Raw genomic sequence first — 21,642 nt, forward strand, 5'->3', positions numbered from 1 at the left:
TTTGTTCATTCAAGTTATCTGTAGCTTCACACATGTAAAGATAAGACTATATTCATATTGCTCCCTCATACTTTCAGGTTTATGATATGTAGAAATGACGACTCAATCACATTGAAACCAATAAATGTTTAGGATTTGAGGGAAAGATCCCACTTTTGGTTAAAAAAATGAAACTAAAATAAAACATATTCGTCTTATATTATTGAGGAAACGAAAATAGTCATGTCCAACAATTAAATGACATAGAAATAGAAGGTATCTTACGATTATAAGAATTTATCAACATTTAAAGATTTGGTTGGAAAAGTGACTGAACAATTAGCAGATAATGTAGATTTTTGTTGATAAGATTAGGTAGAAATAGCATGATTTTTGTTTTTATTTTCAATAAAGATGTGATATAGTAATTGAGGTTCGTTTACCGAAGCTTAATTGGTAAGTGAGGGGAGATTTTTTAAATGAATAAAATTAGACTACCTAAAACATTAAAAAATAGTCATACTACATTCTTTGCAGCGGCTGTTTTATTATTTTGGATTAAAACATATGCTGCTTATCAAATTGAATTTAACCTAGGTATAGAAAATAACCTTCAAAAGTTTTTGCTTTTGATAAATCCATTAAGTTCAGCACTTTTCTTCTTTGGTCTAGCACTTCTATTTAAAAAGCATTCAAAGTTGATTATGATCTTAATAAATTTCTTTTTATCATTCTTATTGTATGCAAATATTGCCTATTATCGTTTCTTTAATGATTTCATAACAGTGCCAGTGTTAATGCAAACGAAGACGAATGCTGGACAACTTGGGGATAGTGCACTTTCACTAATGTCACCATTTGATATTTTTTATTTTACTGATATGTTTATTTTAATCGCATTAGCTTTAACGATTTTCAAGAAAGTAACGGTAACGAACAGAAAAACATATAAAATTGTTCTATTATTTTCAATCACTACCTTTCTATTTAATTTAGGTTTAGCTGAGAAGGATCGACCACAACTGTTGTCACGTTCCTTTGACCGAAATTATTTAGTGAAATACCTTGGTGCGTACAATTTTACAATTTATGATGTCATTCAAAATATAAAATCTTCAAGCCAGCGTGCGTTGGCTGATAGCAGTGATATTACTGACGTTGAGAACTACCGAAAAGCAAACTATGCAGCACCAAATCCAAAATACTTTGGTAAAGCTAAGGGTATGAATGTTGTTTATATCTCAATGGAATCATTTCAAAGTTTTATGATTGATTATAAAATGCCTAACGGGCAAGAAGTAACGCCATTTTTAAACTCTTTAGCACATGACAATAATACTTTCTATTTTGATAATTTCTATCATCAAACAGGTCAAGGGAAAACATCAGATGCCGAATTCTTGATGGAAAATTCCTTATATCCGATGGCACAAGGTGCGGTATTTGTTAACAAGGCTCAAAACACCTATCAAGCTATGCCTGCTATTCTAAAAGGACAGGGATATAGTTCTGCTGTGTTACATGGTAACTATAAGACGTTCTGGAATCGAAACGTTATCTATAAAGCCTTTGGATACGATCAATTCTTTGATGCAGAGTACTACAGCATGTCGGATGAAAATACAAAAAACTATGGTATGAAGGATAAACCTTTCTTTAAAGAATCTATTCCATTACTTGAAAGCTTAAAGCAGCCGTTCTATACAAAATTTATTTCATTGTCTAACCATTTCCCATTTGAAATGGATCCGGAAGATACAAATTTTCCTGCTGGGGATTACGGGGATACGGTTGTAAACCAATATTTCCAATCCGCAAACTATATGGATCAAGCGTTTGAACAGTTCTTTAATGATTTAAAAGCTAACGGTATGTATGATAATACAATCATTGTGATGTATGGTGACCATTATGGGATCTCTGAAAACCATAATGATGCAATGGCAAAGGTTATGGGTGTTGACGAAATCACACCCGCAATCAATGCAAAATTACAGCGTGTTCCATTATTTATTCACGTACCTGGCGTTAAAGGTGGAGTTCAACACCAAGTTGGTGGAGAAGTAGATGTCCGTCCAACGGTTCTTCATTTATTAGGAATAGATACCAAAGATTATATGGAATTTGGTTCAGACTTACTTTCTAAACAACACCGTAATTGGGCGTTATTTAGAAACGGTGACTTTGTAACATCTGATGCTATCCAGATTAATGAAAAATGTTACTCCTCAACAACAGGTGAATTACTAGAAGATAGTAATACATGTAAGGATGTAGCTAGCAAAGTTAATATGGAGCTTAAAATGTCTGATGAAATTGTTTACAAAGACTTACTACGATTCTATAAGCCAGAGGGATACACACCAATCAACCCGAATGATTATGAATATTTAGGTCCAAAAGGTAACACAGAAACAGAAGAAAAATAACAAGGTCAAAGAGAGAAGAAGCATTAACTTCTCTCTTTTTTTTGCAACAAAGGAATAACTTAAAGGGGTATTATCAATGAACAATAGATTTTTTCAATTAATCATCTTAATCATCGTAAGTATATCTTTCATACTCACAGGGTGTTCCGGTAGCGACACCACTAGCGAAACAAGTGATACAAACACCTCTTCTAATGCGAAACGCTACGAAGTGGATACCAATGAAACGAACGATACAAAAACATCTACACAATCTCAATCCCAAACAGCTGAACAAAAAATGGAGAATAAGAAATTACTTCCTGCGACCATTGTAAAGAATGTCGATGGGGATACTGTAGATATAAACTTAAATGGGAAAATTGAAAAGGTAAGAATGCTTTGTGTGGATACGCCAGAGACACATCATCCCAGGTTAGGAGTTCAGCCTTTTGGTCCGGAGGCGTCTGAGTATACAAAGAAAATTCTCTCTGTTGGGACCAAAGTCGAAATCGAACCAGGGCTTGGTGGAGGACGAGATAAATATGGGCGGTTACTAGCCTATATTTACGTTAATGGAAAAATGTTTAATGAAATGCTGCTTGAGGAAGGCCTTGCCCGAGTTGCCTATATTTATGCACCCAATACGCAATATGTTGATGAATTTTATGCAATCCAAAAGAAAGCACAAAAAAAGGGTGTGGGCATTTGGTCAATTGAAAATTATGCACTAGATGATGGGTATAACACAGAAAATGCTAAAGGTGTGGATGAAAAAGCTGCAAATTCTAATACATCCTCAGGAACCAACTACCAAAATAACCCAAGTGATGATCAAGAAACCAACTTAGATTGTAAGGGGAAAATAAAGGGAAATGTGAATTCACATATCTATCATGTACCTGGCGGTAATTATTATGATTCGACCACCGATAATATCATCTGGTTTTGTTCAGAAAAAGAAGCACAGGATGAAGGCTACCGAAAGTCGAAACGATAAAATAATTTGTAATAAGTAGCAGCAGGCATTCAAATGCCTGCTGCATTTTTTTAAAATAGCGGAAAGCGAAGCGCCCTTCGCTGCAATCAACAGACTAATATAAAAAAATTAGCCATGTACCAATTGTTAGCATATAATAAAAAAAATATATTATTTTAATAAAGTGAGGAGAGAAATCGCATGAGAGACGTTACCTTATTAAGTATATTTGAACATCATATTGCCCAAAAATATTTGAACCGTTCAGGTCTTGCCCATGCGATTGCTGTTGCTTACCATGCCTTTCAATTAGGGAAAGAGCATCAACTGGATGTTGACATTGCCGCAAAAGCAGGACTTCTCCATGATATGGGTCACTATACATGGTATAAAAATGGAAAATGGGATTATGACTTATACAAACAAAATGACATTCACCCCATAAAGGGGGCGGAAAGGGCGCATAAGCTCCTGATTCGTCTTGGTGAAAATCCAATCAAAGCCAAGACGATTGCACTCGCCATTTTATTTCATACAGACTCATTTTTGCCATCCAACGATATTGTCCGGACACCATTACAGCAAATTGTTAAATGGGCCGATGAAAAGGATGAAGAAGAAGGCGGCATGCATCATTATCGAACGATTGAATATGAACGGGCTAAACAAAGCATTATCCGCCTTGATGAGTGGATCGACAAAGAACTTGCATAAAGAAAAGGCGGTGCCATTGATGCGCCGCCTTTGTTATAGGTCTACTTCCTAGAAAAGCCCTCTTCTTGTAAAAATGCCTCAGCTTCCTCATAGGTATCAAAGGTATTATCAAGATTTAACCCAAAATAGATATTCCAAGATTCATTTTCTTCAACTAAAATGAGGAGATTTTTTTCGCTATCGACCCAGCGCTCCTCTTTCGAATCCCCAATAATGGCTTCTTCTCCAGTAGATTTCTCGACCGGTGAGAGGGATTGAATGGCTTCTTTTAACAAATTACGTAGTTGATCTTCGGTGAAATCTCGGATATTAACCAACCCTTTTTCATCCGTATCATAATTGTCTAGTTGTCCAGCATAAACAAAACCATTTCCATTTGGATGTAAGTGATAAACAATGTTTTTCTTATCTGAGACACTGTCTTCGAATTGAAAATTGACTCGTCCCAGCGAAACATTCTTTCGTTCTAATTCTGGGAATGATTCAATAATCGCTAATTTTTCATTATAGGTAAGCATAGTTTCCTCCGTCTATTTAAGTAAATCTTCTTTCATCATACAGATATTTTACCCAAACGTAAATTCTTTAAGAAAAGTATTATTGAGAGATTCGTTTTTTTGAGAAAATAATGGAAAAATATCATTAAATGGTGTAAAATTACACCATAAAGAAAATTTTGGAAGAAAGACCATTTTGGTATGATTGCGGGGAGAGTTTATGGATTCGAATATACGGGATGAGCAGCGGAAAATTTTTAGAAAAGAGTTATTCGCACTAAGAGAGGAGGGATACCTTTCTGAGGCCATAGTCGACACGGTTGCAAAAGCACATTATCAATACCATTTGGATTTAATAGAGATGGAGTCAAAACCTCCTGTAATTGAAAAAAGTGCACAGGTCCAAATTCTAGTTACGCAAAAACCTCAAAAAGTGAAGAAAACACAGACACCAGAAGAAATTCGTGAAAGAAATATTACCTGGTTATTGAACATAGGGGTGATCTTCTTATTAATTGGGGGGCTGTTTGTAGCCACAAGTAATTGGGAATCCATGACGAGTATCATGAAAAGTGGATCGATTGCAATTGTAGCTTTATTATTTTACGGTATTGCCTTTTTAACGAAAAAAATATTGAAAATAGAAAAGACTGCGTTTGCTTTTAGTGTCCTTGGAAGTTTGTTTTTACCTATTTTTATCCTTTCACTTGGGTGGTTTGAGCTTTTAGGACCATATTTATCCATCACTGGAGAGGGACGTTATCTTCTCGGAACGCTCGGTAGTTTGCTTCCAGTCATTGTTTATTATTTATTTGCAAAAAACTTAGCTTCACGTTTATTTGTTTGGTTCTCGTTTGTTTCGATATCATTAGGAATGGCTTTTCTTTTAGCAAGCTTCCATCTGAAGATCGATTTCTTCTACATGGGGATGATGATTTTCAATGCGATCCTCATTTTTGTTTATCACAAGTTAAAACATAAGGAATCATTCAAATTATTTACAAATGAGTTCATTCCTTACGTCCAGGTAAATCTCGTTCTGTGTACATTGTTTATGCTTTTTTTATACGATAATGAGGTTTTATATAGCTTCAATCTGTTGTTAACAGCTATTATCTATTTATCAATGATGTATGTGAGCGGGCGTAAAGAATATCATTTTATTTTTAGTATCATGATTGTTTATGGCGCCTATCAGTTAATTGAGCATAGCTTCCTCGATTATTTTGGAGAAATAGTCTATGCTCTTATCGGGTTTGGGATGGTTTTCGTTCCTAAGGTCTTGAATGATAAGTTTACATTAAATAAAGCTTTCCAATATACAAGTGCTGTGATTTCTGGTTTGGCATTTATTTACATAAGTCTCGAAGGAATTCTTTTCCGTGCAGGGAATCCATCGGTTGTGCTTATGCTTGCTTATTTTATTATTGCAGTTAACTTTATTTATTTGTCCCATCACAGTTCAAGAAGGTTATTTCCGTATTTAAGTGCGGTTTTTGCTGCCTCTGGTATGTATGAAATGATTGCATTATTGACCAAACCTTTCGATATGGTCAACTTTTCTTTGCAGTTATCCATCACCGGTTTGATCCTATTTAGTCTGTTGGGTATAACACTACTTTCAAAGTACCTAAAGATTATTCAGACAGCTTCAAGAGATGTGGGCTTGTCGATTATGGCGCTTGCTATGATGACGGGTATTTCGATGTTATTATGGTGGGAACTAGGTGTCATGTTAATACTATTTATGGTTGCTGCTTATTTAGTCTATAAGAAGGAATCAAGGATTGTTCTAAAGGAAGTAGCACTATGGATTATGCCAAGTTTACTTGGTCTGGCTATCATAGCTTTTGGAGAAGAAATTAACAGTAACTATTCTGTGTATCTTCATGAATATGGATATGGAATGAATTTTGCTATTGGGGCAATCTTGGTATTATTTACAGGTTTTTTTTGGAAAAAGGCAGGGGAAAAGGAGATAGATAAAGTATCTTTATATACCTCACAGGCATTCTATACACTTGCCATTTTCCATGCTTTGTTTAATCCGATGAATCATCTTTGGGTTCAACCACTTGTTTTATTAGTTGGAATCGGGATGTATTATTATTTGTATAAAAAAATAGGTACGAAATGGGTCCCTTTTTTAGTGAGTTCAGCAGCACTGCTTACGTATTTTTCTATCATCCAAGCAATGATGCTGAAAATTTCTTTCAGTCATACAATGAACTCATTAATTGCTTCTACCGGTGCAGTGATCATGCTTCTGATTGCTTATCTATGTCGGAGAAATGACTTCAACATTTCATTTGCGTTTGGATGGGTAGGACACAGCCTCTATCCATTTGCGCTCTTATTTTCATGGTTTGTTTTTCAAACTGAATCCGTTTACGGGTTTATCTTGGCGTTGTTTGTTTATGCTTTTAGTACAAAATTGACTATGGTAGAATGGAAAATCAAAGGTTTTCTTTATGGCAGTTTTACTTCCTTATTCTTAATTGTTTCAACTGGGTTAGATCAAGTAATCAATCGCTATTTTGGATATTATGAATTTCCAATTACAAGTAGTATTATTCTTCTATTTGCATTATTAGCCAAGGATGAATTTAAGAAACGGACAGCTTATTATTTAATCCCATTTTCGATGATTGGGATTGTATTTACAATGATAACTTATCCGTTTGATATACTGCCATATCTTATCACGCTTGCCTATTCATCTGGGACACTGTTTTATTTGCATAAAATCAACTGGGATGTTCTAGGGGTCATTCCATTAATCTTTACATTTATTGCTACTATTGAATTTACACTGCTTGGTGAATTAAATGGATTGCAAAAAATGCTCCTTGCAGGAGGTTTAGGGATAGTTCTGTCGATTATTGGACAATTCGTCTATAAAAGGCTAATCATAAATGGTCCGAAAATTCTTCAGACAAAAATAGATGGATACACACTAGTTTCCTTGCTGTTTTTTGCGTTTATGTACAGTTTCGAGAATCAAAACATCTGGAGTCATGCCCTGCCAGGCATACTGATCTCGTTGTCCTTTTTGCTGCAAAGAAAAAGAGTACCCGCAAAGTTCTCTGACCTTTTAACGATACTTGGTGGCGCTTATTTATTACAACCCTACTATTCAATCATGGCTAAGCTTAATATTCCACCGCTATGGGAGCGCGAAGTGATTGTCCTTCCATTTATTATTCTAATCATCTTCATCAGACGATGTTTAAAGGGAAGATATGCTGCTATCACGAAAGCTATCCAATGGGGAGTTCTTATCATCGTTTCGCTATTATTAATTCAAGATGCTCTAGCGAGTAACACAATTTATGATGCAATTATTATAGGAACGCTTTCATTGGTATCGATGATGGCGGGGATGTTCTTACAAATTAAATCATATTTCTTTGTGGGAGCGGGCGTCTTATTACTAAACGTATTCCTGCAAACAAGACCTTACTGGGGGAATATGCCGTGGTGGTTCTATTTACTAATTGTAGGACTAATCTTAATAACGGTTGCAAGCTTTAATGAGTGGAATAAGCAAAAAGTGAGTAAGGGTGAAACAACCTTTATCACGATCCTGAAAGAAAAAATAATTGATAAAATGAAAAAGTGGGATTAATCATGGGGACGCTGGTCCAACTTAATTACCATTGAAGTTTAATATTAAAAATGTTATAATAGTATTAATAAAATAAATGCTTTACCTGGAGGAGCCTGTCACCAAGGGATTACTATGTCCCTTGGTTGACGGGCTTTTTTTGTTTTGTTTTCCAAAAAGGGTCTGTTAAAAAACGGCCCTTTTAATTTTTGTATAAAAGGAGTGGTAATTCGATGGAATTCATTTTAGAATTAGCGATTATATTATTTGCCTCAAAGATTGCAGGAGATATAAGTGTTAAATTAGGTCAGCCCTCGGTCTTGGGAAAATTACTAATTGGGGTTATTTTAGGACCAGCCGTTTTAGGTATCGTATCCGATACGAAAACATTGGAAGAACTAAGCCAGATTGGCGTCATTTTGTTAATGTTTATTGCCGGAATGGAGACTGATATTAAAGAATTTAAACGTACATGGAAGGCATCAACCTTTGTGGGGATCAGCGGAATTATTGTTCCTTTATTTTTTGGTTTCCTGGCAGGGATGTTGATGAATTTGACAACAATCGAAGCAGCATTTTTAGGATTATTGCTTTCCGCAACAAGTGTTAGTATTTCAGTCCAAGCACTTAAAGAGTTAAATATGGTCCAATCAAAAGAAGGGACCACCATTTTAGGTGCAGCAGTCATTGATGATGTCGTTGTAATTATTGCTTTGGCCTTTTTAATGAGTATGGCCGGCGGCGAGGTGAATTTAAGCATGATGATTATGAAAAAGGTGCTCTTTTTCATCGGTGCAATATTAGTAGCTTGGAAGGTGGTTCCATGGCTCTTAAAGAAATTTGCCCCATTAAAGGTCACAGAATCGCTTATCACGGGTGCATTAATTATTTGCTTCGTATTTGCTTATGCAGCTGAATTAACAGGTGTTGCTGGTATTATTGGTGCTTATATCGCTGGAATTGCTATTAGTCAGACAGATTATCAACAAAAAATATTTAAGAAAGTGGAAACCATTAGTTATTCTATTTTTGTGCCTATATTCTTTACCTCGATTGGTCTGTCAGTAAGCTTTGACGGAATCTCTCAACATATTGGACTGATGATTGGCCTTAGTATCCTTGCTATTTTAACCAAGTTACTCGGTGCGGCCGCGGGGGCAAAAGCAGCACAGTTTTCTTGGAAGAATTCACTTGGAATTGGAGCTGCCATGGTTTCACGCGGGGAGGTTGCATTAATTATTGCTACGATTGGATTAGAAACTAAACTAATCAACCAAGAACTTTTTGCCGTTTTAGTCATAGTAGTACTAGTTACAACCATCGTTACACCGCCATTGATGAAGTATTTTTTCAACCAAGGTAATAAACAAACTCAGATAAAACACACAGCATGAATTTAAAATGGAAAATAACTAAAGTAGAATCAAGAATCCAGCCAATGTTTCTTTGGCTGGATTCTTATTACTATGACAGAGACCCTACCTTTCTTAAACCACTAATAAATCTTATTGTAAAAATAACTGCAGCTATGATAATAAAAATACCGCACAATGCGCCAACCTGATCCGATCCAGTCCACTCTGGTAAATGTTCAGCCCAGCGACGAGGTGTACTTATCTTTCCGGCATATAGGAACGAGCCTGCTAAACCTGCAAAGAAAACAAAGTAGGTGGTGATGGCTAGATTATCAATTCCCGTTTGCTTATGTTTTCCTTCAGTTTTATTAAAATAGTACATAAAACCGAATATCATGGCAACAACACCCATTCCCATATACGTGTGGAAATGACCTGGTACCCATTTCGTATTATGCATCACATGGTTCACAACGATTGTAGCATCAATGATGGCTGGTACAGCACCAGCAACCCACCCGAACATTGCTAAAAACATCATACTTGAAGCAAAGTCCCATTTAACGCTTGAGCGGAAAACTATCATTAAAGCGCCATAAGCTGTTACCACCATTACTGGTAAACCATTAGCATATGAAAATACTTGACCAATAATCAACATCCATCTTGGAACGGCAAAGTCCATTAATAGATGGTGTGTATAAATCATTAAGGTAAACAGGGTGGAAAAATTCCAAGCAATCAGAAAGGCTTTATTCGATTTCCATGGACGCCCTGTATATTCAGAGAGAATCTCATAGACAGCAATGACTGCCATATAAATAGTACAATTAGCGAAAATATGACCAAAAGCATAGGTTAAGTGCTTAGCAAGCATTGGATCGAACGTTAACTTAGGATAAAGGATATTTATAATCGATTCAACGATGGCTGTAGCACCAGCCAAGATTCCAGTGGAATTGGCTATGATAACCATTGTTGTCGCGACGACAGCAGCAGGCGGTCCATATCCCTTTTTGCCTCTGAAAATATAATCCCAGCCCAGAGATTTTCCTAAACCGCCAAATTCCTTGATAAATCTTGCAGCTAAATAAAAATACATGACTAAATAGCCGATACCTATCAGTAACAGCCCAAATAAAAATAATAAGGCACCTGTTGACCCATTTAGTTTTGCTGATGCGGATGGCAGGGGATAAAGGAACGTCCATCCATCCGAAAAGTTAAAAACAAAAATAGCGAATAGAATCATAACCACACCAATTAAAGATAAGATGAGGTTGGTAAAGAAAACCTTCGGATTCAAAGAAATATATTTCGATAAATAGTACCACATGATAGCGCTTCCGCCCAATGCGGCAATTCCGATCATTCCTGTTCCATGAATAGTCATTACCTTATAAAACAATTGGGCGGAAATTTTTACAATGTTCCCTTGATTTAATAACATCATTACTCCGAAAAACATCATTAAAACTAGCACCATAGAGGTAACAATTAATGAAAAAGCAACACCTTTTTTAATCTGAATGCGAGCTTTACTTTCCATTTTATTTGCCTCCTTTCGGCTTTACAATAATGTCTTTAATCATGACATGGTGACCTGTGCTGCAATATTCTAAACACATAATTTTATAAGTTCCTGGTTTTTCAAATGTGATGAAAACAGTATTTGTATAGTCTGGCATTGCCTGTGTTTGGGCAATTAGGTGAAGTTTTTCATCATAAAGTCCAAATCCGTGTGTTACATCCTTGCTAGTGACCCGAAACTGGATGGGTTCACCCACAACAAAGTTTTCATTACTCAATTCCCATACAAATTGTAATCCAGTAACATCAACAACCTTGCCATTCTCTTTTGCTTGAACATGCTGATCATGGTAAGGAAGTTTGCTTAATGAGATCGCCGATGCAAACCCCATTATGGCAAGTAATCCTAGAAAATAAAACTTGCGAATTTTATAGCCCTTTTCTTGAATAGGTCCATACTCTTTTAATTTTCTCGATTCCCCGTACACAAACGAAAAGGCAAGTGCAATAAGGAAAACTAAAAATAATGTAGCGTACCACGCGATTGATTGGTACATAATAAACCCTCCCAAATAAAAAATAATCAAACAAGAAGTCCCCCAACCACTTGTTTAATTTCATTTACAATTGTAAACACCTTTTTATGAAAAATTAGTGAATAATATCATACCTTCACTAGTTATCTACAAATAAGTACAAGGCTTCTTTTCAATTTTTAAGATTAATTGAATTTGTACCCCCATAACTTTGATGAAAAAGTCGAATAATTTATCAAAGAAAAACAGACTAACATTCAGGAGGTTAGAAATGGGAATTGTATTAATCGATATCGACAAATTACTAGAAGCAACGTCAAATCTAACATCTGAGAAAAACAATCAAAAAGTGAAAAAAGTTGAAATTGACCTTCTACTTGAAAATACCCGAGATTGGTAAAAATAATATTTTCATAGTGATAATTTTTAAAATGCCTTCATATTATATGGAGGCATTTTTTATTATTTAGATGCAAAAAATTGGTTGTTAATAACAGCAAGAACGTTGATTCAATTATATTGCTTTAAAGCGAAAAAATATTTTAGCCATATCTATTGCTTTTCCTTCAAAAAAATACTAGAATAATTTTTAATATATTAAATTTTTTGAAAATTAGTATTTTGTTATTTAAGGGGGACTTTTGCTAGATGAAGAAAAATGGGAAAGTAATATCGATTGCCTTAGCAGGAATGATGCTGTTAGCAGGGTGCGGAAGTAAAGAATCAGCAGGCGGTACTAAAGAGGGTGGAGCGGATAAGGAGTTCAAAGTAGGAATTACCCAGTTTGCCCCACACCCATCTTTAGATGCTGCGACAGAAGGCTTTAAAAAGGCACTAAAGGATAAAGGAATTAAGGTAAGCTATGATGAGCAAAACGCTCAGGCTGACATGAACAACACGCAAACAATTGCCAATAATTTTGTTGGGGATAAAGTAGATTTAATCTTTGCTAATGCTACGCCTAGTGCAACGGCAGCATTGAATGCAACTAAAGATATTCCGATTATCTTCACATCAGTTACAGACCCTGTCGGAGCAGGATTGGTTGAGGCCTTTGATAAACCTGGGAAAAACATCACTGGGACAACTGATAACCATCCAGAAGCAACAAAGAAAACAATTAGCTTTATTACGGACGAAGTAAAAGCGAAAAATGTTGGGGTCATCTATAACTCTGGTGAGCAAAACTCCGTTGTTCAGGTTGAAGAAGTCGAAAAGATTGCTAAAGAGAAAGGTGCTAAACTTGTAAAAGTATCTGTTTCAACTACAGCAGAAGTGAAGCAAGCGACAGAATCATTAGTTGGACGTGTTGATGCGATCTATATTCCAACTGACAATACTGTTGTTACTGCACTTGATTCTGTTATTGCCGTTGCAAACAGCAAGAAGATCCCACTGTTCGTTGGTGAACTGGATTCAATGAAAAAAGGTGCGGTTGCTGCGAGTGGATTTAGCTATTTCGATCTTGGCTACCAATCTGGTTTAATGGCAGCAGATATCTTAAGCGGAAAGAAGAAGGCATCTGAAATCCCAGTCGAACTGCCAAATAGTTTAAAGCTTGTCATTAATAAGAAAGCGGCTGAGGCTCAAGGCTTAACAGTCAATGATTCATGGAGCAGTTTGGGAGAGTTCTACGAGGGTAATTAAATCATATTTTTTAGGGGAGGAGCCTTCATTTTGAAGGCTGCCTCTTTGATACATACATAAGTATTACATAAGGTATTGTGTCTAAAGACGCAGGCTTAAAGATAAAAGAAAGGATGATTTCAATGTTTACAGCCATTTTTGGATCATTTGAAGCAGGTATCATCTACGCGATTATGGCACTTGGCGTCTATCTTTCCTTTCGTATTCTGGATTTTCCAGATTTAACGGTTGATGGAAGTTTTGTCACTGGAGCAGCAATTTCAGCAGTCATGATTGCGAATGGTACCGATCCATTTTTAGCAACAATCATGGCGCTATTTGCCGGTTTTGCAGCAGGATGTATGACTGGGCTTCTGCACACTTTTGGAAAGATTAACAACTTGCTTTCCGGTATTTTAATGATGATTGCACTTTATTCAATAAACTTGAGAATTATGGGACGGTCAAATATTCCGTTATTAAATACAGATACAGCTTTTACGAAAATCAGTGGATTTTTTGAAAAAACAGGAATAGATTCATTTTTTAATAGTATTCTCTCGATGGTCGGACTCGGTGATAGCCTGCCAGAAACATGGGGAATTCTTCTTTTTATGGTTATCGTCACATTTGTGATTAAATTCCTTACAGATTTATTCCTGAAGACAGAAATTGGTCTTGCTGTTAGGGCTACTGGAGATAATAAACGAATGATTCGCAGCCTTTCTGCTAATACCAACCTTCTTGTTGTATTTGGCTTAGGGCTTTCTAATGCATTAGTAGCATTTTCAGGTGCTCTCATTGCTCAGCAAGGTGGATTTGCTGATGTAGGCATGGGAATAGGAATGATTGTTATTGGTCTTGCCTCCGTTATTATTGGGGAAGCGCTGTTTGGTACAAAAACAATCGCTCGAACAACGCTTGCTGTCATTGGCGGTTCTATTATTTATCGAATTGTCGTGACGTTAGCGCTGCGGGTAGATTTCTTGGATCCAGGTGATATGAAGCTAATTACCGCACTCATTGTTATTATTGCACTTACAGCTCCAAAAATCATTGAAGGTTCTAAGGAGAGGAAGCGGAAAGCCCGCCGGAAATCAGAGCGAAGGAATATTATCCAGGCAAGTGCTCAATCGAAGGGGGACAATCATGCTACACTTAAATGAAATTCATAAGATTTTTAATGAAGGAACTCCAGATGAAAAAATTGCGATTGATCATGTGAATCTGACCCTTAAGCCTGGAGATTTTGTCACTGTGATTGGAAGTAATGGTGCAGGAAAATCAACATTAATGAATATTATTTCTGGTGTTTTAATTCCTGATGTCGGTGAGGTTCATATTAACGGAAAAGATGTAACGCATATGTCAGAATTCAAGCGGTCAAAAATGATTGGCCGTGTTTTTCAGGACCCAATGGCTGGAACAGCTCCAAGTATGACAATTGAGGAAAATCTCGCGATGGCATACTCTCGCAACAAAATGAGAACTCTTCGTCAAGGGGTAACAAAAAAGCGACGTGATTATTTTCGTGAAGTATTGGAGTCGCTGCATTTAGGACTAGAAAACCGATTAAGTGCAAAAGTAGGGTTATTATCGGGTGGAGAACGTCAAGCATTATCCTTGTTAATGGCAACCTTCACGGAGCCCTCCATTCTCCTTCTAGATGAACATACAGCAGCGCTTGATCCTTCAAGGGCGGAATTAATTACAAACCTAACAAGAGAAATTGTCGATAAATACAAACTGACCACATTAATGGTTACCCATAACATGCAGCAAGCCATTGATTTGGGAAATCGGCTAATTATGATGGATAAAGGCCAAATAATTTTAGAGGTCAGCGAGGAAAATAAGAAGAAGCTTACGATTGAAAGTTTATTAACGGAGTTTAAAAGGATACGTGGTGTCCAAATGGCAAGCGACCGGGCCATTCTATCTTAAGAAAAAAAATTTTTTAGAATGTCTATTTTTAGACTGTTGCAAAAATATATATTTCCAATGTGATTATTATAGAAACTTCCCGTAATGGGTAAGTTTCTTTTTGTTTATACAGGAAATAACTCAACAATTTTTCTGTTGTCTTTAGCACAAAGAAGCGTTATTGCTTTACACCCTATTCTTGAAAGGACAGGCCTCCTTGATTTAGAATTAATTCAGAATATTATTACTTTTAGATAATGGGGGATTATAGATGAAAGACAAAAGAGTTAGAGCAGACGAATTAGCTGATGATTTTTTTCCCGTTCGAGATGTGGATTATATTGAAATTTACACAGGGAATGCCAAACAGGCATGTCACTTTTTCTGTACAGCATTTGGGTTTGAGCCAGTTGCATACTCTGGTCTGGAAACAGGCAATCGTGAAACCGCTTCCTATTGCCTAAAGCAACGAAATATTCGACTTGTACTTACAGGCTCTTATACGGAGGAAGGTTCTGTAGCCCAATTTGTTAAGAAACACGGTGATGGTGTCAAGGACATTGCTCTCTTAGTTGATAATGTCGAGAAAGCATTTGAAGAAGCGGTGAATAGAGGTGCGATTGCCATTGATGCACCATTTGAAATGAAGGATGCATCGGGAGTGATTAAAAAAGCCGTTCTAGGTACATATGGGGACACGATCCATACGTTAGTAGAACGAAAAAATTATCAAGGTGCGTTCTTGCCTGGTTTCGAACCTTATTCGGCAGCATTACCGGTTAAAGATGCAGGTTTAATTGGGATTGACCATGTGGTTGGTAACGTAGAGAGTATGGAGGAGTGGGTTGATTATTACGCAAAGGTAATGGGCTTTAAAGAAATGAAACATTTCTCTGACAAAGACATTACCACAGAATACTCCGCTCTTATGTCAAAGGTTATGCATAACGGCGGGCGGATCAAGTTTCCAATCAATGAACCGGCGGTTGGAAAACGCAAATCACAAATTCAAGAATATCTAGAATTCTATAATGGACCGGGTGTACAGCATTTGGCAATCCTAACGGAGGATATCGTCTCAACAGTAGCGATTTTAAAGGAAAATGGCGTTGAATTCCTTAAAACCCCTGATACTTATTATGAATCCTTAGGAGAACGAATTGGGAAGATTGATGAAGAAATTGAAAAGCTGCGTGAACTAAATATATTAGTTGACCGGGATGATGAAGGGTATTTACTGCAAATTTTCTCCAAACCAATTGTTGACCGTCCAACATTATTTGTTGAAATTATTCAACGAAAAGGGGCGCGCGGTTTTGGGGAAGGAAACTTTAAAGCTTTATTTGAGTCCATTGAGCGGGAGCAGGAAAGAAGAGGCAATTTATAACGATAAATACTATGTGTTTTAAGGGCGAAATATGGACTAGGGTAAGGGAGATCGATTTCTCCCTTTTTTAAAGGTTAATCGAATTGAGGTGAAATGTCATGGAAATCTCGCCGCAAACACTGGAATGGAGAGAGGCATATAAATTATTAGTTGGGTCTATCCTTCCTCGTCCCATCGCCTTTGTTTCAACAGTTGATGGGAAGGGGACTGCTAATGCAGCACCATTTAGTTTTTTCACGGCGATATGTGCGGACCCTATGCTCATCTGTTTCTCTCCAATGAGAAGAGGGGCAGATGGGGCTAAAAAAGATACGCTTATAAATATTGAAAGCACCGGTCAATTTGTTATTAATATTGTAAGTAATAGTTTGGCGGAGCAAATGAATGACTGTGCCATCGAATTCAGTCCGGATATTGATGAAATTGTTGAAGTGGGATTAACAAAAGAACCAAGTATCAAGGTAAACGTACCGCGTATCAAAGAATCGCTAGTTCACTTAGAATGTGAACTTGAACAAGTGTTGCATTTTGGTGATAAGCCAGGGGCAGGAAGCCTGGTGATTGGAAAAGTGGTTCATGTGCATGTAGTCGATGACCTGTTTGATAAGGGGAGAATTGATACTGCGAAATTACACCCAATCGGGAGAATGGCTGGAAACATTTTTACAGACCCTCTAGAAAAGACGTTTGAAATGGTGAGAAAAACCTAGAAAAGGTGAGTGTTGTGAAATTCATAACGTTTGAAAAACAGGATGGGACAATCAGAGCGGGTTGGTTATTAAACCAAGACTATGCGGTTGATATGTTTGAAGCTTCGGATGGACTGCTGCCAGATAATCTATTAAATTTTCTAGAAAACAGTGAGGCAAATCTGAAAAAGATAGCTAGTTTCTCATTTACAAAGGAGCATAAAGGAGTTTACCCACTAAGTAAACTCCGTTTAAAAGCGCCACTACCTATCCCCAAGAGTTTTCGGGATTTTTATGCATTTGAGCAGCATGTGAAAACAGCAAGGGAAAATAGGGGTCTTGAAATGATTCCAGAATGGTATGAAATTCCTGTCTTTTATTTTTCCAATCATCTTGCTATTAAAGGCTCTGGAGAGGGAATTATCAAGCCATCAGAGTGTAACTGGCTTGATTATGAGCTCGAAATTGCCTGTATCATTGGGAAGGAAGGTAGAAATATTCCTGCTGATCAAGCGGATGAGTATATTTTTGGCTATAGTATTTTAAATGATTGGAGCGCAAGAGACCTGCAGAGGAAGGAAATGAAAGTTGGGCTTGGACCCGCCAAGGGGAAGGATTTCGCGACATCGATAGGACCGTGGATTGTTACAAAGGATGAGTTAGAACCATTTAAGTTAGGAAAGGGTTATGATCTTTCCATGAAAGCCAGGGTAAACGGGAATCTTCTTTCAGTAGGGAATATGAAAGACCTCTATTATTCCTTTGCTGAGATGATCGAGAGGGCATCTAATGGTGTTACCTTATATCCTGGCGAGATAATTGGGTCAGGAACAGTTGGTTCTGGCTGTATTCTTGAACTTGGTTCAAAAGTTCATCGCTGGCTAAGACCTGGTGACCAAGTAGAATTAGAGATAGAATATTTGGGTGTGTTACAGAATGAGATAATCGCTGAAGAGAGGTGAAATCATGTATTACCGCCAGATGGGGAAGATACCTCACAAACGGCATACCATGTTTAAAAAACCAGATGGGAGCCTTTTTAGAGAGCAGGTCATGGGAACACGAGGATTTTCAGGAACGCAATCGATTTTGTATCATCAATATATGCCGACAGAAGTAGTGAGAGCGGAAGTAATAAGTGATTATTTACCAGAATATGAGGACCCGCAGCCGCTTAAACACCGCCATTTTTTTACAAGTAAGGTATCAACCAAAGGGGATGCTCTGAAGGCTAGGGAATATATTTTGGGAAATCAGGATTTATTAATAGGAACAGCTTATGTAACAGTGCCGATGCCAAGCTATTATCGGAATGGTGATGGCGACGAAATGCTCTTTATCCACTACGGATCTGGGAAACTAGAAACGATGTTTGGGACCCTGACTTACCGTCAGGGTGATTATCTGATTATCCCGATTGGGACTATCTACCGTGTTATTCCTAACGAAAAGGAAGAGACCAAAATGCTTGTTGTTGAATCCTTCAGTCAAATTACAACACCAAGAAGGTACCGAAATGAATATGGTCAACTATTAGAGCATAGCCCATTTTGTGAAAGAGACCTTCGCGGACCAGAAAAATTGACATCCTTTGATGAGAAAGGTGAATTTGAGGTGTTAACGAAATCCAGGGGGAAGATCACCTCACATATCTTAGGTCATCATCCGCTGGATGTCGTGGGCTGGGATGGATATTTATATCCATGGGCCTTTAACATCGAAGATTTTGAACCAATCACAGGAAGAGTCCATCAGCCGCCGCCCGTCCATCAAACCTTTGAAGGGAATAATTTTGTTGTCTGTTCCTTTGTTCCCCGGCTTTATGATTATCATCCAGAATCAATACCTGCCCCATATTACCATAGCAACGTAAACAGCGACGAGCTTCTCTATTATGTGGAAGGCAATTTCATGAGTCGTAAAGGGGTGAAGGAAGGTTCCATTACCCTCCATCCAGGTGGTATACCGCATGGACCTCATCCTGGAAAAACGGAAGCGAGTATTGGAAAAAAGGAAACACTTGAACTGGCCGTTATGATTGACACCTTTCATCCGCTAAAAATCGTAAAAACGGCACAAGAAATTGAAGATGTTAACTATATGTATTCATGGTATGAGAAAGGGGAATAAAATTTTTTCTTGAACAATCCAACAAACTTGTTGGATTGTTTTTTCAATCTTGAGGTAAAAAGTGGTATTGTAGTAATAAGTACAAGTTGAAATGGAACAGAGGTGAAGTCATGGGGCTGGAACCAATTTTAGCTAAATTAAAATGCCATACACCCAAGATACTTGGCAGTGAAAAGTTTTCAAAATATGCAGTAATGGTCCCACTCCTACAAAGAGAGGACGGGATCCACGTTTTGTTAGAAGTTCGTTCCCTGGAATTAAGAAGGCAGCCCGGAGAAATTTGTTTTCCTGGGGGGAGGATTGATGCAGAGGATCGTAATGAAAAAGATGCAGCGATCAGAGAAACGGTCGAGGAACTAGGAATTAACAAAGTGCAAATATCTGATGTACACCCATTGGATTATATGATTTCACCTTTTGGAATGATGATCTTTCCCTTTGTTGGCTTTATAAATAGTCCCCAAAATATCCTGCCAAATCCTTCAGAAGTGGGTGAGGTTTTTACCGTACCGCTTTCATTTTTTTTTAAAAATGAACCCGAGATTTATCACATTGAATTTAAAGCAGAGCCCGAGGAGAATTTTCCTTTTGACCTTATTGTCGGCGGGGAGAATTATAATTGGCGGACACGCGGGATTGAGGAGTATTTCTACCGCTATGATGGAAAAGTTATTTGGGGACTAACGGCTAAGATTCTTTCTCATTTTATTGAAATAATACGCTAGTTCTAAGCTAGGAAAAAGGTGGATTTCAAGTCGAAATCCACCTTTTTTAATATATTTGTCCACTGTAAACGAACAAATGTCTACTCAGGAAAGAAAAAGCTTGATTATTTTCTGAATATGATTAAAATTAAGATTATATTTTTAGATTAGGGAGATGTAGGGATGAAGGTCGTAAAGTTTGGCGGGTCCTCGTTAGCCTCAGGAAAACAAATTGAAAAGGTATTTAAGATTGTTGTCGCAGACCCCGAGAGAAGAGTAGTGGTCGTATCTGCACCTGGGAAACGGTTTGCAGAAGATAATAAGGTAACAGATTTATTGATTGAATGTGGAGAACTTTGTTTACAAAATATGGACCCTAGAGAAAAATTTGAGGACGTCCTTGAAAGGTATGCCTCGATCGCCGAAGAATTATCTCTGCCTCAAGAAATTATCATCGAAATTCAAGATGATTTAGCAAAGCGGTTGAGTGCTGATAAAGCAAAGCCTGATCGTTTTCTGGATTTGTTAAAAGCCAGTGGTGAAGATAACCATGCCAAATTGGTAGCTGCCTACTTCCGAGCGCAAGGCGTAGAAGCATCGTACATAGACCCTAGAGAAGCGGGACTGCTTGTCAGTGATGAGCCAGGGAATGCTCAAGCACTACCAGAAGCATTCAGTCAGTTATATTCACTTCACGAACGAAAAGGAGTACTAATTTTTCCTGGCTTCTTCGGTTATAGCAAACAAGGTGAGGTATTTACCTTTTCACGAAGTGGTTCCGACATTACCGGATCCATCCTAGCCAATGCTCTAAAGGCTGACCTTTATGAAAACTTTACCGATGTAGATGCTGTTTATTCCGTGAACCCTTATATTGTAAAAAAACCTAAGGAAATAAAGGAACTGACTTACAGGGAAATGCGAGAACTTTCCTATGCTGGTTTTACCGTGTTACATGATGAAGCACTTGTTCCGGCATTTAGAGCAGGAATTCCTGTTCAAATTAAAAATACAAATAACCCAAGTGCACCAGGAACTAGGATTGTTTATGAGCGCGACAATATGAATGGTCCTGTGATTGGTATTGCCAGTGATCAAGGATTTTGTAGTATTTATGTGAGCAAATACTTAATGAATCGAGAGATCGGGTTTGGACGGAAGCTTTTAAGTATCTTAGAAGATTTCGGATTATCCTATGAACATACACCATCAGGAATTGATGATGTTTCCGTTATCCTTCGTGAAAACCAAATGGATGCGAAAATGGAAGAGGACATCCAAGAACGGATTGAAAAAGAACTTCATGCCGATCAAGTCAAAATTGAACATAGTCTTGCCCTGATAATGGTTGTGGGTGAGGGCATGCGCCACAATGTAGGGACGATGGCAAGGGCCTCCAAAGCGTTGGCGAAAGCTTGTATTAATATCGAGATGATTAACCAAGGTTCGTCTGAGGTTAGCATGATGTTTGGGGTAAAAGAAGTAGATGAAAAAAGAGCGGTTCAGGCACTTTATGAGGAATTTTTTGTGGCAGTAACGGTTTAATTTTCAACATCATTATCATAAAAAGGGCAGTTC

General features: G+C 37.4%; 18 protein-coding genes. 15 read left to right on the forward strand and 3 right to left on the reverse strand.

Annotation, left to right across the window (positions count from 1 at the left end):
- Nucleotides 1-458 precede the first annotated feature (458 nt).
- The 3 genes from ltaS (at nucleotide 459) to ACJ004_RS22670 (ending at nucleotide 4,080) form a co-directional block, all read left to right on the forward strand.
- Nucleotides 459-2,408, forward strand: coding sequence for a lipoteichoic acid synthase (gene ltaS / locus ACJ004_RS22660; protein WP_410895398.1), 1,950 nt, complete (start codon nucleotides 459-461; stop codon nucleotides 2,406-2,408).
- A 76-nt stretch (nucleotides 2,409-2,484) separates the two neighbouring features.
- The gene (locus tag ACJ004_RS22665; RefSeq protein ID WP_410895399.1) at nucleotides 2,485-3,387 is read left to right on the forward strand and encodes a thermonuclease family protein; all 903 of its coding nucleotides are present in this window, start codon (nucleotides 2,485-2,487) and stop codon (nucleotides 3,385-3,387) included.
- A 180-nt stretch (nucleotides 3,388-3,567) separates the two neighbouring features.
- On the forward strand, nucleotides 3,568-4,080 hold the full coding sequence (locus ACJ004_RS22670; RefSeq protein ID WP_410895400.1) for an HD domain-containing protein: 513 nt from the start codon (nucleotides 3,568-3,570) through the stop codon (nucleotides 4,078-4,080).
- Nucleotides 4,081-4,121: 41 nt separating this feature from the next.
- On the opposite strand, the gene ACJ004_RS22675 is transcribed toward ACJ004_RS22670, so the two are convergent.
- Nucleotides 4,122-4,598, reverse strand: a complete 477-nt coding sequence (locus tag ACJ004_RS22675) for a hypothetical protein (protein ID WP_410895401.1) — start codon at nucleotides 4,596-4,598, stop codon at nucleotides 4,122-4,124.
- A 199-nt stretch (nucleotides 4,599-4,797) separates the two neighbouring features.
- Between ACJ004_RS22675 and ACJ004_RS22680 the strand changes: the two genes are divergently transcribed.
- Together ACJ004_RS22680 and ACJ004_RS22685 are read left to right on the forward strand one after the other, a co-directional pair.
- Complete coding sequence (locus tag ACJ004_RS22680; protein WP_410895402.1) at nucleotides 4,798-8,205, forward strand: hypothetical protein; 3,408 nt, start codon at nucleotides 4,798-4,800, stop codon at nucleotides 8,203-8,205.
- A gap of 212 nt (nucleotides 8,206-8,417) precedes the next feature.
- Nucleotides 8,418-9,578, forward strand: coding sequence for a cation:proton antiporter (locus ACJ004_RS22685; RefSeq protein ID WP_410895403.1), 1,161 nt, complete (start codon nucleotides 8,418-8,420; stop codon nucleotides 9,576-9,578).
- Nucleotides 9,579-9,648: 70 nt separating this feature from the next.
- On the opposite strand, the gene ACJ004_RS22690 is transcribed toward ACJ004_RS22685, so the two are convergent.
- Nucleotides 9,649-11,088, reverse strand: coding sequence for a cbb3-type cytochrome c oxidase subunit I (locus ACJ004_RS22690; protein ID WP_410895404.1), 1,440 nt, complete (start codon nucleotides 11,086-11,088; stop codon nucleotides 9,649-9,651).
- A gap of 1 nt (nucleotide 11,089) precedes the next feature.
- Nucleotides 11,090-11,626 (reverse strand): cupredoxin domain-containing protein, encoded by a 537-nt coding sequence (locus ACJ004_RS22695; protein ID WP_410895405.1) that lies wholly within the window; start codon nucleotides 11,624-11,626, stop codon nucleotides 11,090-11,092.
- Between the two features lie 250 nt (nucleotides 11,627-11,876).
- Between ACJ004_RS22695 and ACJ004_RS22700 the strand changes: the two genes are divergently transcribed.
- The 10 genes from ACJ004_RS22700 (at nucleotide 11,877) to ACJ004_RS22745 (ending at nucleotide 21,609) form a co-directional block, all read left to right on the forward strand.
- Entirely contained in the window at nucleotides 11,877-12,005 is a 129-nt protein-coding gene (locus ACJ004_RS22700; protein WP_410895406.1) for a hypothetical protein, read from the forward strand.
- Nucleotides 12,006-12,253: 248 nt separating this feature from the next.
- Nucleotides 12,254-13,252, forward strand: coding sequence for an ABC transporter substrate-binding protein (locus ACJ004_RS22705; protein ID WP_410895407.1), 999 nt, complete (start codon nucleotides 12,254-12,256; stop codon nucleotides 13,250-13,252).
- Nucleotides 13,253-13,374: 122 nt separating this feature from the next.
- Entirely contained in the window at nucleotides 13,375-14,397 is a 1,023-nt protein-coding gene (locus tag ACJ004_RS22710) for an ABC transporter permease (protein WP_410895408.1), read from the forward strand.
- Nucleotides 14,381-15,175: an ABC transporter ATP-binding protein gene (locus ACJ004_RS22715; protein ID WP_410895409.1), complete on the forward strand. Its 795-nt coding sequence runs from the start codon at nucleotides 14,381-14,383 to the stop codon at nucleotides 15,173-15,175. Before ACJ004_RS22710 ends, ACJ004_RS22715 begins: the two co-directional genes overlap by 17 nt.
- A 250-nt stretch (nucleotides 15,176-15,425) precedes the next feature.
- Nucleotides 15,426-16,541, forward strand: a complete 1,116-nt coding sequence (gene hppD / locus ACJ004_RS22720; protein WP_410895410.1) for a 4-hydroxyphenylpyruvate dioxygenase — start codon at nucleotides 15,426-15,428, stop codon at nucleotides 16,539-16,541.
- Between the two features lie 98 nt (nucleotides 16,542-16,639).
- Complete coding sequence (locus ACJ004_RS22725) at nucleotides 16,640-17,251, forward strand: flavin reductase family protein (RefSeq protein ID WP_410895411.1); 612 nt, start codon at nucleotides 16,640-16,642, stop codon at nucleotides 17,249-17,251.
- A gap of 14 nt (nucleotides 17,252-17,265) precedes the next feature.
- Complete coding sequence (locus ACJ004_RS22730; RefSeq protein WP_410895412.1) at nucleotides 17,266-18,192, forward strand: fumarylacetoacetate hydrolase family protein; 927 nt, start codon at nucleotides 17,266-17,268, stop codon at nucleotides 18,190-18,192.
- A 4-nt stretch (nucleotides 18,193-18,196) separates the two neighbouring features.
- The gene (locus ACJ004_RS22735) at nucleotides 18,197-19,360 is read left to right on the forward strand and encodes a homogentisate 1,2-dioxygenase (protein WP_410895413.1); all 1,164 of its coding nucleotides are present in this window, start codon (nucleotides 18,197-18,199) and stop codon (nucleotides 19,358-19,360) included.
- 110 nt (nucleotides 19,361-19,470) lie between these two features.
- Nucleotides 19,471-20,085: an NUDIX hydrolase gene (locus ACJ004_RS22740; RefSeq protein ID WP_410895450.1), complete on the forward strand. Its 615-nt coding sequence runs from the start codon at nucleotides 19,471-19,473 to the stop codon at nucleotides 20,083-20,085.
- Nucleotides 20,086-20,247: 162 nt separating this feature from the next.
- Nucleotides 20,248-21,609 (forward strand): aspartate kinase, encoded by a 1,362-nt coding sequence (locus ACJ004_RS22745; protein WP_410895414.1) that lies wholly within the window; start codon nucleotides 20,248-20,250, stop codon nucleotides 21,607-21,609.
- Nucleotides 21,610-21,642 lie beyond the last annotated feature (33 nt).

Source organism: Neobacillus sp. 204 (genome assembly GCF_046562815.1).
In the GTDB taxonomy this organism is placed as follows: Bacteria; Bacillota; Bacilli; order Bacillales; family Cytobacillaceae; genus Neobacillus.